General features: G+C 62.7%; 13 protein-coding genes. 8 read left to right on the top strand and 5 right to left on the bottom strand.

From position 1 onward, the window contains the following. Nucleotides 1-14: 14 nt before the first annotated feature. Nucleotides 15-1,130 carry a TolB family protein gene (locus J8C01_RS05050; protein WP_249355486.1) on the bottom strand — a complete coding sequence of 372 codons (1,116 nt, stop codon included), beginning with the start codon at nt 1,128-1,130 and terminating at the stop codon, nt 15-17. 132 nt (nt 1,131-1,262) lie between these two features. Between J8C01_RS05050 and J8C01_RS05045 the strand changes: the two genes are divergently transcribed. The 5 genes from J8C01_RS05045 (at nt 1,263) to J8C01_RS05025 (ending at nt 6,373) form a co-directional block, all read left to right on the top strand. Next, on the top strand, nt 1,263-1,874 hold the full coding sequence (locus tag J8C01_RS05045; protein WP_211432596.1) for a hypothetical protein: 612 nt from the start codon (nt 1,263-1,265) through the stop codon (nt 1,872-1,874). Nucleotides 1,875-1,951: 77 nt separating this feature from the next. Next, nucleotides 1,952-2,527, top strand: a complete 576-nt coding sequence (locus J8C01_RS05040; protein ID WP_211432595.1) for an acyltransferase — start codon at nt 1,952-1,954, stop codon at nt 2,525-2,527. Nucleotides 2,528-2,540: 13 nt separating this feature from the next. Next, nucleotides 2,541-3,254 carry a glycosyltransferase family 2 protein gene (locus J8C01_RS05035; protein ID WP_211423066.1) on the top strand — a complete coding sequence of 238 codons (714 nt, stop codon included), beginning with the start codon at nt 2,541-2,543 and terminating at the stop codon, nt 3,252-3,254. Nucleotides 3,255-3,278: 24 nt separating this feature from the next. Beyond that, entirely contained in the window at nt 3,279-4,379 is a 1,101-nt protein-coding gene (locus J8C01_RS05030; protein WP_211423065.1) for a DegT/DnrJ/EryC1/StrS family aminotransferase, read from the top strand. A 101-nt stretch (nt 4,380-4,480) separates the two neighbouring features. After that, entirely contained in the window at nt 4,481-6,373 is a 1,893-nt protein-coding gene (locus tag J8C01_RS05025) for a lysophospholipid acyltransferase family protein (RefSeq protein WP_014099525.1), read from the top strand. Here J8C01_RS05025 and hutF read toward each other — a convergent pair. From hutF to hutI, 3 genes are read right to left on the bottom strand one after another with little or no spacing between them, the layout of a single operon-like run. Further along, nucleotides 6,366-7,799: a formimidoylglutamate deiminase gene (gene hutF / locus J8C01_RS05020; RefSeq protein ID WP_211432594.1), complete on the bottom strand. Its 1,434-nt coding sequence runs from the start codon at nt 7,797-7,799 to the stop codon at nt 6,366-6,368. The genes J8C01_RS05025 and hutF overlap by 8 nt on opposite strands. After that, nucleotides 7,796-8,608, bottom strand: a complete 813-nt coding sequence (gene hutG, locus J8C01_RS05015) for an N-formylglutamate deformylase (RefSeq protein ID WP_211432593.1) — start codon at nt 8,606-8,608, stop codon at nt 7,796-7,798. The genes hutF and hutG overlap by 4 nt, the downstream gene beginning before the upstream one ends. Then, the gene (gene hutI / locus J8C01_RS05010; protein WP_211432592.1) at nt 8,589-9,812 is read right to left on the bottom strand and encodes an imidazolonepropionase; all 1,224 of its coding nucleotides are present in this window, start codon (nt 9,810-9,812) and stop codon (nt 8,589-8,591) included. Before hutI ends, hutG begins: the two co-directional genes overlap by 20 nt. A gap of 157 nt (nt 9,813-9,969) precedes the next feature. Here hutI and hutU point away from each other — a divergent pair, with 157 nt between their 5' ends. The 3 genes from hutU (at nt 9,970) to J8C01_RS04995 (ending at nt 13,564) form a co-directional block, all read left to right on the top strand. Beyond that, a complete protein-coding gene (gene hutU / locus J8C01_RS05005; RefSeq protein WP_211432591.1) occupies nt 9,970-11,646 on the top strand; it encodes a urocanate hydratase in 1,677 nt (558 codons plus the stop codon). Further along, nucleotides 11,646-12,191 (top strand): bifunctional adenosylcobinamide kinase/adenosylcobinamide-phosphate guanylyltransferase, encoded by a 546-nt coding sequence (cobU, locus tag J8C01_RS05000; protein WP_211423060.1) that lies wholly within the window; start codon nt 11,646-11,648, stop codon nt 12,189-12,191. Before hutU ends, cobU begins: the two co-directional genes overlap by 1 nt. 203 nt (nt 12,192-12,394) lie before the next feature. Then, the gene (locus tag J8C01_RS04995; RefSeq protein ID WP_211432590.1) at nt 12,395-13,564 is read left to right on the top strand and encodes a formylglycine-generating enzyme family protein; all 1,170 of its coding nucleotides are present in this window, start codon (nt 12,395-12,397) and stop codon (nt 13,562-13,564) included. Here the strand turns inward: J8C01_RS04995 and J8C01_RS04990 are convergent. Further along, nucleotides 13,506-14,663, bottom strand: coding sequence for a 50S ribosomal protein L11 methyltransferase (locus J8C01_RS04990; protein ID WP_211432589.1), 1,158 nt, complete (start codon nt 14,661-14,663; stop codon nt 13,506-13,508). The two genes, J8C01_RS04995 and J8C01_RS04990, sit on opposite strands and share 59 nt — an antisense overlap. Between the last annotated feature and the right edge of the window lie 160 nt (nt 14,664-14,823).

Genomic DNA, 14,823 nt, shown 5'->3' with positions numbered 1-14,823 from the left:
TCGGGCCAGCCGGCTTATGGAATCCAGTCGGCAATGAAGATGTTGGTCTCGCCGCGCGCCCGTCCGTTGCGGTTCGAGGCGAAGACCAGTTTTTTCCCGTCGGGTGAAAACATCGGAAAGCCATCGAAGGTCTCCTCGTAGGTGACGCGCTCCAGCCCGGTGCCATCCAGGTTGACGAGATACAGCTCGAAGTTGCGCCCCTGCGGATCATCCATATTCGACGAGAAAATCACCTTCCGGTCATCCGGCGTGAAAAACGGGGCAAAGTTGGCCTTACCGTTGTTGGTCAGGCGGCGCACGTTCGAGCCGTCCACGTTCATAACGTAAATATCGAGCCGGGAGGGACGGATGAGATGCTCCCTGAGCAACGCCCGGTATTCCTCCAGTTCTGCGCCTTCGGGCCGGCTGGCCCGCCAGACGATCTGCTTCCCGTCATGGGAAAAGAACGCGCCGCCGTCGTAACCGGGCGTGTGGGTCAACTGCCGGAGGTTTTTGCCGTCGGTGTCCATGATGTACAGCTCCAGATCGCCGGAGCGGTCAGAAGTAAACACGATGTGCTTACCGTCGGGCGACACAGTGGCTTCGGCGTCGTAGCCGGGCGCGTCGGTCAGACGTACCAGACGCTTCCCGTCCAGGCTGGCCTTGAAAATGTCGTAGCCTGGGTAGAGCGCCCATACGTAGCCGCGCGAGAAGTCGGGCCGGGGCGGACACTCGCGCTGGGCCAAATGTGTGGAGGAATAGATGATATGCCGGCCGTCGCGGAGAAAATAGGCGCAGGTCGTACGCCCAAGACCGGTGCTGACCATCCGCTGGCGCGCGCCGGTCGCGTCCATCACGTAAATCTGGTCGCAGGCGCGGCCGTCGCGGGTGGACTGAAAGACAAGCTGTTTGCCATCGAAGGAAAAGTAGGCTTCGGCGTTTTCGCCGCCGAAGGTGAGTTGGCGCAGGTTGGCGAGGTGTGTTTCACGCGGGTCGAGCCTGGGCGGCGGGTAGTTTTTTGGTGAGCCTTGCTCACCGAGTCGTGGCTGCTGGGCTGCGCCGGGCCAGGTTATCGCCAGAAACGACAGGAACAGGACGGCCATCCATCGAACCGGCTGGAACAGGGCCGTCCAGGGCTTGGCAGAGTGCATCAAAGGCTGTCAATCTCCTTGCAGGTATTGAACGTTTTCCAACCCGAATCATCTATCATCGCCTCACGGTTTCCGGTTGGGCAAGTCAATGCGGGAAGACCGGTTATGCTTTGGATGAAGACGTTTTGGACAATGGCGCGAAGGTTCCCGGCCCGACGCCTTGCCGGTGTGGGGCTGCTGCTGTGTGTCTGGTTTTGGTTGCCGGACGCTGCCGGACAGAACGTTACCGGACAGAAAGCCGCTCCGAAAAACGGCGTCCCGCGCCAGACCACAAGGCGCACCCTGGATGAGTATTTCCTGGCCATTCCTGACAGTTACCTGCCCAGTGTGCCGCGCGCCCGCCGCCGGACGCTGCTGCGCCCGGAGCACGTCACCGTCCGCGACGAACGCAACGGCTACTTGCAAATTGCCGGCGATGGCGCACGGCCGACGGTCACGGTGGCCAAGTTCCGCCGGAGCGATGGGACGTACCTGATTGCCGTCACGGCCGACTACGAAATGGGGTCAGAGTGCTGGCTGCTGGACGAGCAACCGGGAGGCTTTGTGGATGTAACCCGGAACCTCATTCCCGACTATCGCCGCTGTGAGGACTTCGAGGCGGCGGACTGCCACGTGTATGAGCTGCCGCGCTATGGGACGACGATTGTGGTCAAAGATGGCGCGGGACGGGAACGCTACCGGCTCGGTTGGTCCGGCAACCGCTTCGAGCGCCTGCCACCTGCTGTCGGTTCAGGCAAACCGTGACCGGCTTGGCAGGTGGAAGACCGTTGGCGTAGCATTGCCCAACACCATCCAAGCTTGGTATTGCCGGACTGACCGACATGACCGAAGCCCTGCCCTACCGCAAACACCCGACGGCGCTGGTCGAAAGCGAACACATCGGACGTGGGACACGCATCTGGGCGTTTGTCCACGTGCTTCCCGGCGCTGTCATCGGCGAAGACTGCAACATTGGCGATCACTGCTACATCGAGTCGGGCGCCGTGGTCGGCAACCGCGTCACGATCAAAAACGGCGTCGCCGTGTGGGAAGGGGTTCATCTCGGCGACGACGTGTTCCTGGGTCCCAACGTGGCCCTGACCAACGACTTGCTGCCACGCAGCCGCAAGCCTGATTGGGTCTGTCATCCAACCTACATCGAGCGCGGGGCAACGATTGGCGCCAATGCCACGATTGTCTGCCGGGTACGGATTGGCGAATACGCCATGGTCGGGGCCGGCTCCGTGGTCACGAAAGACATCCCGGCCCACGCACTCTGTTTCGGCAATCCGGCCGCCGTCCGCGGCTGGGTCTGCCGCTGCGCCGCACGTTTGACCTTTGAGGGAGAGGAAACGACCTGCCGTGAATGTGGCGACCAATACCGCCAAACACCAGGCGGCATCATCCGCATCGTCTGACGCACCACAGAGGATGTTGAAGGTGCTGGCCGTACCGATTGCCTTCAACGAGGAAAAGAAAATCGGGCGCGTCCTGGACCGTTTTCCGCCGAATGTCGTGGATGCCATTGCCGTTGTGGATGACGCCTCGACAGACGGCACGCCCCAGGTCATCTGTGAAAAGGGCGCGATTCATCTGCGTCATGAGCGGCAGTCAGGGGCCGGAGCCGCCATCCGCACGGCGATTCGCTACGCCCGCGAACAGGGCTACGATGTCATCGTCATTCTGGCCGGAAACGACAAGGACCGCCCGGCCGAAATCCCCCGGCTGGTCGAGCCGATTGTCAACGAAGGGTATGACTTTGTGCAGGGGTCACGCTATCTGCCGGGTGGCGACTTCGGCAACATGCCGCTGTATCGCCAACTGGCGACGCGCTTCGTCCACCCGCTGCTGTTTTCGCTGGCCGCACGGCGGCGCGTCACCGACAGCACCAACGGCTTTCGCGCCATCCGCCTTTCGCTTTTTGATGATCCGCGCATAGACATTGACCAGGACTGGCTCGACAAGTACGAGCTGGAGCCTTACATCATGTTCAAGGCCATCCGGCTGGGCTACCGGTTCAAAGAGGTGCCCGTCACCAAGATTTATCCCCCAAAAGAACTGGGCTACACCAAAATGAAGCCGTTTACCGGCTGGTGGAGCATTCTTCGCCCCATCATTTACCTGGGGCTGGGTTTGAAAAAGTAACCGCAAAGCAGAAAGGGGCGGGGCATGCAGATTCCCTTCGTTGACCTACAGGCGCAGTACCAGTCGCTCAAAGACGAACTCGACACGGCCGTACTGACCGTCATGCGGCAGTGCAACTTCATTCTGGGCAAGGAAGTGAGTGATTTTGAGCAGGCCTTTGCCGATTACGTCGGCGCCCGGCACTGTGTCGGGGTGGCCAGCGGACTGGATGCGCTCAAGCTTGCGCTGGAAGCCTTTGGTATCGGCCCGGGGGATGAAGTCATCGTGCCGGCGCACACCTTCATTGCTTCGGCGCTGGCCGTATCGGCCGTTGGGGCGCGTCCGGTGCTCGTCGAAGTGGATGAAGCCAGTTTCAACCTTGACCCGGCACGTATCGAAGCCGCCATCACCCCCCGCACGAAAGCCATCATGCCGGTTCACCTCTACGGGCAACCAGCCGATATGGCCCCCATTCTCGACATTGCCCGGCAGCACAATCTGCGCGTCATCGAGGATGCTTCCCAGGCGCATGGCGCACGCTACCGGGGGCAGCGGGTTGGCACGTTCGGCGATGCCGGCTGCTTCAGTTTTTATCCCGGCAAGAATCTGGGCGCGTACGGTGATGCCGGCGGACTCGTCACCAACGACACCGGACTGGCTGAGAAAGTCCGCTTCCTGCGCAACTACGGGCAGGAGGTCAAGTACAAGCACGTCGTCAAAGGATACAACCTGCGGCTCGACACGCTGCAAGCCGCCGTACTTGGCGTGAAACTCCGGCATCTCGATACCTGGAATGCCCGCCGGGCGGCGCATGCGGCCGCCTACACGCACGCGCTCGAAGGCGTGGGGGACTTGCAGCTTCCGCGCGTTGTCACCGGCGATCACGTCTTTCACCTCTACGTCATCCGTACGCAACGGCGCGACGCCCTCCAGACACACCTCAACCAGCGCGGCATTGCGACGGTCATCCACTATCCCGTACCGATGCACCTGCAGGCGGCGTATGCCGACCTGGGTTACGGTCGCGGGGCATTTCCCATCACCGAACGGCTTTCGGATGAGATTCTGTCGCTTCCGATGTACGCTGAACTGACGGCTGAGCAGCAGGACTACGTCATCCAGGCGGTGAAGGACTTTTTCGCCTGACCTGGCCCGGCAACATCCCGGACGAACAGTGTTCATAGCAGTGTTACAGACTGCGGATAAGCGATGCCATCCGCCCTGCCAAAGGAGCTTTGCGCACGCCTATGTCCGGTCGCATCTTTCAACTTCCGACGCCGTTTCGTGATCCGCTGCGTCAACGGATGTTTGCCCCCATCAAAAGTCTGCTCGAACGCTGGCTTCTGTTTCACCAACTCGATGAGCTTTACCAGGAAGCCCTGGCTGCCACGGGCAGCGATGGGCATGCCTTTTTTGAGGCGGTTCTGGCGGCGCTCAACGTCCGCTATCACGTGCTGGAAAGCGATGTGGCGCGGCTGCCGGCTGCAGGGCCGGTCATTGTGGTGGCCAACCATCCCTTCGGGGGCATTGAAGGCATCATCCTGACTTCCCTGCTCCGCTCAGTGCGACCTGACGCCAAAGTGATGGCGAACTACCTGCTCGGATGCATTCCTGAAGCGCACGACTACTTCATTCTCGTTGATCCGTTTGAGCGTCCAAACTCGCCACAGGCCAATCTTCGCCCTCTCCGGGCGGCACTCCGCTTCCTTGCCCAGGGTGGTGCGATTGGACTGTTCCCGGCCGGTGAGGTGGCCCACTGGCAGGCCGGCAAGCGCGTCGTTACCGATCCGGCCTGGAAACCCACGCTGGCGCGGCTGGTACGCGCCAGCAAAGCAACCGTTGTGCCGGTGTATTTTGACGGCAGAAATGGCGCGCTCTTCCAGATGGCCGGCTTTGTTCATCCACGCCTGCGCACGGCCATGCTGCCCTATGAGTTTCTCAACAAGCGGAATCGGGAGATTGAAGTGCGCATCGGGCACCCGATTCCTTGGTCGAAGCTCAAGTCCCTCGATGATGAAGCCCTGACCGAGCACCTGCGGCAGCGCACCTACCTGCTGGCTTCGCGTACGGAACCGGCCTCACGGCTGCCACGGGCGCTGGCCGCTCCACTGCGCTTTCCAAAAAGCTTTCCGAAACTCCCGATGCCGTCATTGCAACGCCCGCAACCTGTGCCGGCGGCCATTGCGCCGCCACGTGCGGCTGCCCTGCTGGAGGCTGAAATCAAGGCGCTTCCCGAAACCGCCTGCCTGGTCAGACAGGGCGAACTGACGGTCTGGTGTGCGGGCGCCGAGCACATTCCGCACGTGCTTCACGAGATTGGACGCCTGCGCGAAATCACTTTCCGGGCCGCCGGAGAAGGCACCGGCAAGGCCCTTGACATAGATAGCTTTGATGCCTACTACCAGCACCTTTTTGTCTGGAACCAGGAACGGCAGGAAATCGTTGGCGGCTACCGCTTCGGGCAAACGGATGAGATTCTGGCGCGCTTTGGCAAACGTGGACTCTACACTCACACTTTGTTTGCCTACCGCACGGCCTTTCTGCGCAGCATCGGGCCGGCGCTCGAACTGGGACGTTCGTTCGTCCGCCCGGAGTATCAGAAAAGCTACGCGCCGCTGATGCTGTTGTGGAAAGGTATTGGGCGCTACATTGCCCAGCATCCACGCTACCGGGTGCTGTTCGGCCCGGTGAGCATTACCAACGAGTACCGCACGGCTTCCCGGCGCTTGATCGTGGAGTTTCTCAAGGCCAACAGCTTTCAGCCGCAACTGGCCCGGCTGGTCCGTCCACGGATGCCTTTCGAGTCGCGTACCCTGGCCATCACCCAGACCCTGCTTGGACTCAAGCCGTCCCCGATTCCGGCGGCTGACATTGAAGAAGTCTCGGCCTTTGTGGCCGACATCGAGCCGGATGCCAAAGGCGTCCCGGTGCTGCTGCGGCAGTACCTCAAGCTGGGCGGGAAGGTGCTGGCCTTCAACATTGACCCGGACTTTGGCGATGCGCTGGACGGTCTCATCATGGTGGACCTGCTCGACAGCGACCCCCGCACACTGGAGCGCTACATGGGACGCACCGAAGCCGCAGCTTTTCTGGACTACCATGCCAAAGCTCTGGCACAGCGCCGGATGCGGGTTAGTTAGGGTTGTCGTCGGGCGGACAGTCTGCGTTCCGGGAACACGGACGGGAAGACGCCCACAGCGTCTCCATAGCCGCCTTGAAACGTGCCTGAATCCGTCCCTGGCGGGGATGGCGTCCGCGTTGCAGCCACCAGCGACCGGCGACGAGCACATCAGACCAGGCCGGCCCCGGACTTGAAAACACCACCGCTTCCAGCAGGTGTTCGGGTGTTGCGCCGAGCAGGGTTGGGGTGTCTGTTGCCAATACCAGCGCATCGGCACGCGCGCCGGGTGTCAGTCCCCAAGTCGGCTGGCCGGCAGCATCACCGCCAGCGAGTTGTGCGCCGGTAAAAAGGCTGGCCGCCGGCGACGGCAGTCCGGCAATCCCCCGGCGCTGCGTCAACAGGCGCGTGCTGTACACCAACCAGCGCAGTTCCTCGCGCCAGTCGCGGTTTACGTGGCTGTCTGAGCCGATGGCCAGCGGGACGCCGAGTTCCGCCCAGGCCGGCAGGTCCACAAAACCGTCACCCAGGTTGGCTTCGGTTGTCGGACAGACCACCACCCCGGCCCCGCTCCGGGCAATGGCCTCGCGTTCGGCAGCGTCAGTATGGGTGGCATGCACGAGCTGCCAGCGGGGATCGAGATAGCCCTCACGCGCCAGCCAGGCTACCGGGCGCGCGCCGGTAGTGCGCAGGCAGGCTTCGACTTCCGCCACCTGCTCGGCCACGTGGAGGTGAATGGGGCCGGTGAAATCCTCGGTCAGCCGCCGCATGTGACCGAAACTTTCTGGGCGTACCGCCCGGACGGAATGCAGTGCCAGCCCGACGTTGACACCAGGGCGGTGGCATTCCTCGACACTTTTGACCAGATGCCACACAAGATCGGGCGTCGCCAGAAAACGGCGTTGCTCCGGCAGCAGGTCGGGCTGCCCGAATCCGGCGCGCTCATACACGGTGGGCAGCAGGGTCAACCCAATCCCAACGTCTTCCGCCGCCTGAATGATGGCTTCCACTAGCGCCAGCGGTTCGGTGTAGGGTTCGCCGGCTGCGTCGCGGTGGAGATAGTGAAACTCACAAACCTGGGTATATCCGCCCCGGAGCAGTTCTAGGTAAAGTTGTGCTGCGATGGCGCGCAGAAGTTCGGGTGTGATGCGCGCCGCAAGGTGGTACATGCGGCTTCGCCAGGACCAGAAATCATCCTGTTCGCCCGTGGTGGTTTCGGCCAGTCCGGCAAAGGCACGCTGAAACGCATGGCTGTGGGCATTGACAAGACCCGGCAACAGCGCCCCCGCTACCGGTGTGGCTTCGGCCGGCGGCGTCGGCACGTCAGTTTCCACACTGGCCCAACAGCCATCCTGTCCAATGGTCAGCAGGACGTGGCGTTGCCAGCCGTGGGGCAGCCAGGCCAAGGGTGTCCACAGAGCTTTGGGCGGGACCGGCTCAAGCGTCATGACGGACTCCAGGCGAGCGCCGTAATGATGAGTTTCTCCAAAATCGGGAGCAGACGCCCGGCGCGTTCCGGGTCAATCTGATAGGGCGGCGCTTCGTCGCGCATATAACAGGACCAAGCCATTTCCAGTTGGACGGCGTGGCGTCCCTGCTCCGGCCGGCCATAATGGCGCGTAATGTAGCCACCTTTGAAGCGGTCATCAGCCACGTAGGAGAATTCCTCCTGCGCGTCCAGCGCAGCACAGAGGGACTGACGCAACTGCGGCGCACAGCTTGCTCCGCCGGCCGTGCCAAGGTTCAAATCCGGCAGCGTGCCCTCGAAAAGCCAGGGCAACTGTGACTTGATACTGTGCCCTTCCCACAGAATGACATAGCCATGACGCGCCTGAAGTCGTGCGAGTTCGCGTTCGAGTGCGTCATGGTAGGGCTGCCAGTAGCGTGCGCGTCGTCGCGCCACCTCGGCGGCATCGGGCGTCCTGCCGGCGCGGTAGATGGGTTCTCCGGTGAACATGCGCGTCGGGCAAAGCTCCGTGTAGTGCTTGCCGTGATAGAGCGGCAGGTCGTCGGGCGGACGGTTGACATCCACGACGTACCGTGACAGCCGCGCCTGCAGGATGCCGACATCCAGTTGGCAGGCGAAGGCGTAGAGTTCACCCAGATGCCAGTCAGTATCGGGTAGGGTTTTCGCCTTGTCAGTCCAGTCGGCGGCAATCTCCGGCGGCACAACAGTCCCCACGTGCGGCAGGCTGATCAGCACGGGAACATCACCCGGATGGAGTTCAAATACCGGTTCAACCGACGATGACGCCATGACGCACCACCTCTTTGCCTCCCACGATCACCTGCTGCGGATGACAGCCACCGAACCAGTAGGCCAGTTCACGGGGATGTGCCAGCGGCCAGACGACGAAATCCGCCCGCCTGCCGGCCGCCAGGATGCCCCGGTCGGCAAGTCCCAGCGCCCGCGCAGCATGCACGGTGATGCCACGCAGGGCTTCTTCCGGCGTAAGCTGAAAGAGCGTACAGGCCAGATTGAGCATCAGCAGCAGGGAGAGTGTCGGCGACGAACCCGGATTGTGGTCGGTCGCTACCGCCATTGGCACACCAGCGGCCCGCAGCGTAGCTACTGGCGGACGTTGTGTTTCACGCAGAAAGTAAAACGCGCCTGGCAACAGGACGGCCACTGTGCCGGACTGCGCCATGGCGCGGATGCCAGCCGGGTTGACATACTCCAGGTGGTCACAGGAAAGCGCACCAAACTCAGCCGCCAGCAACGCTCCGCCCTGGTCACTCAACTGTTCAGCGTGGAGTTTGACCGGCAGCCCCAACTGCCGGGCCGTTTCAAAGACGCACCGCGTTTGTTCGACCGAAAACCCGATGGTTTCGCAGAAGGCATCCACAGCATCCACCAGACCGGCAGCGTGCAACTCCGGCAGCCAGGCGCAGACTTCGGCAATGTAATCGTCCGGGCGACCAGCAAACTCCGGTGGCAGGGCATGCGCAGCCAGGTAAGTCGTGCAGACCGTCAGCGGCAGGCGCTGCGCCAGTTGGCGGGCAATGCGCAGGCAGCGGGCTTCATCAGCGTAGGTCAGCCCATACCCGGACTTGATTTCGACTGTCGTGGCGCCTTCTGCCAGAAGCGTGCGTGCGCGGCGGATGGCGGCGGCCAGAAGGTCTTCGTCGGAAGCGGCGCGGGTCGCCCGCACCGTGGAGAGAATGCCGCCGCCCTGCCGCGCAATGTCGGCATAGGTTGCGCCGTGCAGCCGGGCTTCAAACTCATCGGCGCGCGTTCCGCCATAGACCAGATGTGTGTGGCAGTCCACCAGTCCCGGTGTCACCAGTGCGCCGCCCAGGTCATGTTCTTCGGCAATGGGCAGGCTGCGGGGCAGGTGGCGCGCATCGCCAACCCAGTGCAGGTATTGACCGGCAACGACCAGGGCGCCGTCTTCAATCCAGCCCCAGGCGGCCGCGTCTGCCAACGTCGCCAATCGCGCGTTGCGCCACAATGCCAACATTTCCCCTGCCTGCCCCCAGCGCCGTTGTGCGTAAGCCAACATCCTACCGTGCGTGGTGTGTGGTGAAAAGCCGTGGCTTGACGCCACTGGCCCACCCCACTAACGTCGCTGGCAGCGCGTCTTGGCGCATCGGATTCCCGTATAGCGAAGCCTTGCCATGTCCAGAATTCTTCGCGCACCACGCGGAACGGAGCTTTCCTGCCGCAACTGGCAGATTGAAGCGGCGTACCGCATGCTGCACAACAACCTTGACCCGGAAGTTGCCGAACGACCGGAAGACCTGGTCGTGTATGGCGGGGCCGGCAAAGCCGCCCGCAACTGGGCGTGTTTTGAAGCCATCTGCGACACCCTGCGCCGGCTGGGAGAAGATGAAACCCTGCTCATCCAGTCGGGCAAGCCGGTGGGCGTCTTTCGTACGCACCCGGACGCCCCACGGGTCTTGCTGGCCAACTCGAACCTCGTACCCCGCTGGGCTACGTGGGAACACTTCGACGAACTCGACCGGCGCGGCCTGATAATGTACGGGCAGATGACGGCCGGTTCGTGGATTTACATCGGTACGCAGGGCATTGTGCAGGGCACGTACGAGACCTTTGCCGAAATGGGCCGCCAGCACTACGGCGGCGACCTGCGCGGGCGCTGGGTGCTCACGGCCGGGCTGGGCGGCATGGGCGGGGCACAGCCGTTGGCGGCGGTGTTTGCCGGGGCGGCGGCGCTGGTCATCGAGTGCCAGGTCAGCCGGATTGAAGCCCGCTGCCGGACGCGCTACCTCGATGAGTGGACGGACAATCTCGACGATGCCCTCCGGCGCATTGAACGCTACACGGCGGAGAACAAGGCGGTTTCCGTCGGACTGCTCGGCAATGCGGCGGAAATCCTCCCGGCGCTGGTGGAACGCGCCCGGCAGGGGGGGCCATGTCCTGACATCGTGACCGACCAGACAGCCGCGCACGACCTGATTCACGGCTACCTGCCGGTGGGCTGGACGGTTGAGCAGTGGCAGGCGGCCCAACGCGATCCGGCACAGCACGGGACGCTGCGCCGGGCAGCGGCGGAAAGCTGCGCGCGGCATGTCCGGGCCATGCTCGACTTTCAGGCCCTGGGCGCCAGGGTAGTGGATTACGGCAACAACCTGCGCCAGGTCGCTTTTGACGAAGGCGTGACGGATGCCTTCATGATTCCGGGCTTCGTCCCGGCCTACATCCGCCCGCTGTTTTGCCGTGGCAAGGGGCCGTTCCGGTGGGTGGCGCTGTCGGGCGACCCGGAAGACATTTACCGCACCGACCGGCGTCTGATGGAGCTGTTTCCTGACAACGACCACCTGCATCGCTGGTTGACCATGGCTGAGCAGCGGATTGCTTTTCAGGGGCTGCCAGCGCGCATCTGCTGGCTGGGTCTGGGTGAACGCCACCGGGCGGGACTGGCATTCAACGAGATGGTCCGCAAGGGCGAACTCAAAGCGCCCGTTGTCATCGGCCGCGACCACCTGGATGCGGGTTCAGTGGCTTCCCCCAACCGGGAAACCGAGCAGATGCGGGATGGCTCGGATGCGGTTTCCGACTGGCCGCTGCTCAATGCCCTGCTCAACACGGCCAGCGGCGCGACGTGGGTTTCACTCCACCACGGGGGCGGCGTTGGCATGGGCTATTCGCAGCATGCCGGGATGGTCATCGTGTGTGATGGTACGGAAGCCGCCGACCGGCGTCTGGAACGGGTGCTGTGGAATGACCCGGCAACTGGCGTGATGCGGCACGCTGATGCCGGCTATGCCGATGCCGTGGAGTGTGCCAGGGCGCAGGGGCTGTGGCTTCCCATGCTGGATACGGATGCCTGATGACGCGCGAACTCATTCTGGTACTGGGCGGCGCACGGGCCGGCAAAAGCCGGTTTGCCCAGCAGCTTGCCCAGACGAAAGCTGATACCACCGGCGCAGCCGTGTGTTTCATTGCCACGGCGGAAGCCCTCGACGAAGACATGCAGGGGCGGATTCTGCGCCACCGGGCGGAACGCCCGCCGGAGTGGCGTACCATTGAGGAGCCGCGCGCGCTGGCGGCGGCTTACGCCCAGGCGGCGGAAGCCGGTGTGGTGGTGGTGGACTGCCTGACGCTGCTCGTCTCGAACTGGCTACTGGCTATGCCGCACGATGAGGCGCAGTGCCTCAATGCGCTGGAAACCACGCTGGCGGCCTTTTTGCAGACCTTTTCGCGCCGTGAGCAGACGGTCATCGTGGTGTCCAATGAAGTCGGGCTGGGGATTGTTCCCGACAATGCTCTGGCGCGCCGCTACCGGGACCTGCTGGGAAACGTCAACCAGTCGGTGGCCGCAGCGGCAACGGAAGTCTATTTCGTTGTGGCCGGACTTCCCTGGCGCATCAAGTGAGTCCGTTTCACACGGCATCCACAATGCCAATGAAAATGTCTGTTCAGCCAACAGGGGCATTCTTCAGGCAATCCCAAAGCTGCTACACTGCACGTTGACGGCCGAGACAACGCGGCTCCGAGGGACAAAGCATGGCGCAACGGAAAACAGGTTGGCATATCTGGCCGGCTGGTCTGGCGCTGGGATTTCTTTGGGCGATGACCATGCCAAACCTGCCTGTGACCCAGGTTGCTGCCCAGGAACGCAGCACGAGTGTGGGCGGGGGAAAAGCCGGTGGCGGTGAAACGACATCCTCACCTGGCAGCGGGCGTGGACGCAGCAGCAGCAAGGGGGCACGTCCACCGGCAGTTCCCTGCCCGTCCGGGCCGCTGGCGCCAACCGTGGCCCTTCCAGCCGAACAGCTTTCCACCGTCACCTTTGAATCTCCCAGACTGGACGACAAAGGCAACACCGTCGAGACCGTCAAAGGCGAAACGCAACGGTTTGTCGAAAACCTGGGCAACCAGGTGACGCTGGAATTGGTCGCCGTACCGGGCGGCTGTTTTACCATGGGCAACACGGTCTCCGATGAAAGCGAAAGCTATGACAACGAGCGTCCGCCGATGCGCGCGCGGGTCTTCGGGTTCTACATGGGGCGGACCGAAGTCACCCAGGCGCAATGGCGGGAAGTCGCGTCCTGGCCCAAAGTCGAACGTGACCTACCGCCTTCCCCATCGAAGTACACCGGCGACGACCTCCCCGTGGACAGCATCACCTGGGATGAAGCCGTCGAGTTCTGCCGGCGGCTGACCAAAAGAACCGGCCGCCCCTACCGGCTGCCAACCGAAGCCGAATGGGAATATGCCTGCCGGGCCGGCGCCATCGGATTGTTTGCCTACGGTGCTGTCCTGCTGCCGACGCTTGAAAACTACGACGGGTCTCTGCCTTACCGGGACGAGCCAGCCGCCCCGCCACACAAGAAGCCAACGCCGGCCGGATCGCTGGGGGTCAATCCCTTCGGACTGGCCGATATGCACGGCAACGTACGGGAGTGGTGTCTGGACACCTATACTTCCCGCCTGACGGGAATTCAGGCGCAGGGCGCGCCGGTGCGCAACATCCGCCAGGAAGAATGGGCGCAACACCGCACCATCCGGGGCGGCTCGTGGGCGTCACTGCCTGATGGCTGCCGCTGCTCAATCCGCGAGGGGCTGCACCGTGAAGAACTGCTGACGACGCTTGGCTTTCGCGTTGTTCTCAGCGACCGCTACGGAGAGGGCCAGCCAATCGAACTGGATAATGAAGAGCCTGGACGTACTTCCGGCTCCCTACGCCTCAACGAGCGAACTTCAGCGCCTGCCTTTTCACATAGACCAGAGCATCCTCATCCGTAGGAAACTCGGAAGAAAAGCTTTCGCGTAGCCCACGGGCGACCTGCTCAACTGTCCAGCCGGCGTCGAGCTTTGTCAGCAGAAAAAGCTGCATTTTGCCTTCCACTCCCAGCCCCGGCGCTGCCGTGGGCGACAGCGGACGCAGGCGTTCCGGTGTTGCCAGCCAGCCCTCGAAGTCCGAATGGCGGAACGTTTTGGCTCCTCCTCCAACACCACGCCAGGTCACCTCCCAGCACAGCACACTGCCGCCACCAACCGCCCGGAGTGTCACTTCGACGGCATCCCCGATGGCCAGCGGCACCGGCTCAGCAATCGGCAAGCACAGATGCCCCCAACTGGTCGGTGGCTCATGGGGACTGTTGGTCAGGGTGATGTCTTCCGTAAGCCACGCCTTGAACCACCCACCGATGCCGTGCATCACCCCCGGTTGTGTCACCCGAAAGGAAACCGTCCCAGCTACCTTGGGCAGCGTGTCACCCGCCAGCGCTGCCGGGGTCAGGTCAACCCGGCAGTAGCAGCGACTTTCAGCCAGCACATGCTGTGGACTCAACCGGTGTGGATACTGCTGATTGACGGCAAAAGCCAACCCGGGCGAAAAGTCAAAACCGCACACCGGCTCGCGCCAGGCGGACAAAGTTGGCTCAGCTTCCGGCCAGACAATGGGTGCACAGTACAGTTCAATTGCCTGCGGAATGAGCTTGCCACCCGGTTTCAGCCAGCGGCGACAGGCATCCCGGAGCGTCGGGAGAATGCGTTCTTCTGCACCATAGTTGCCTATGGTCTCGGAAATGACAACATCCACCAACTCCGGCAACCGGGCGCGGGTGGACAGGTGATTGATGAATGTCACGCGGTCGGCATAACCATTCTGCTTAGTAATCAACCTGGCAAGTTCAATGATGGGGCCTTCATCAATGGCATAGACCTGCCGGGCGCCGGCCCGGCATGCCAGAAGCGTCAGAATCCCTGTTCCGCAGCCAACGTCGGCAACGACATCGCCGGGGCGTACGACAGACTCGATGGCAGACTGAAAGGGTTGCACCCGACGCTCATCGGCAATCAGTGAAGCGTGATAGGTTAGGGCTGCATAATCAGAGTACATTGGTTGTTGTTTCAACCCGGAGTGAAAATGTTACCCGATAGTACGTGCGCTCTAAGCAGCGAACAAGTATATTGGCTTGCGCATTTAACCCGTGATAGCGCTTGTTCCTGATGAACAAGTGCCTATCAACCATTCCCAATCCCGCACCTGCCTGACGCAA

The sequence above is a fragment of the Chloracidobacterium sp. D genome (genome assembly GCF_018304685.1).
Lineage (GTDB): Bacteria > Acidobacteriota > Blastocatellia > Chloracidobacteriales > Chloracidobacteriaceae > Chloracidobacterium > Chloracidobacterium thermophilum.
The sequence above is the reverse complement of the archived record's forward strand: the minus strand, read 5'-3'. Positions and strand labels throughout refer to the sequence as shown.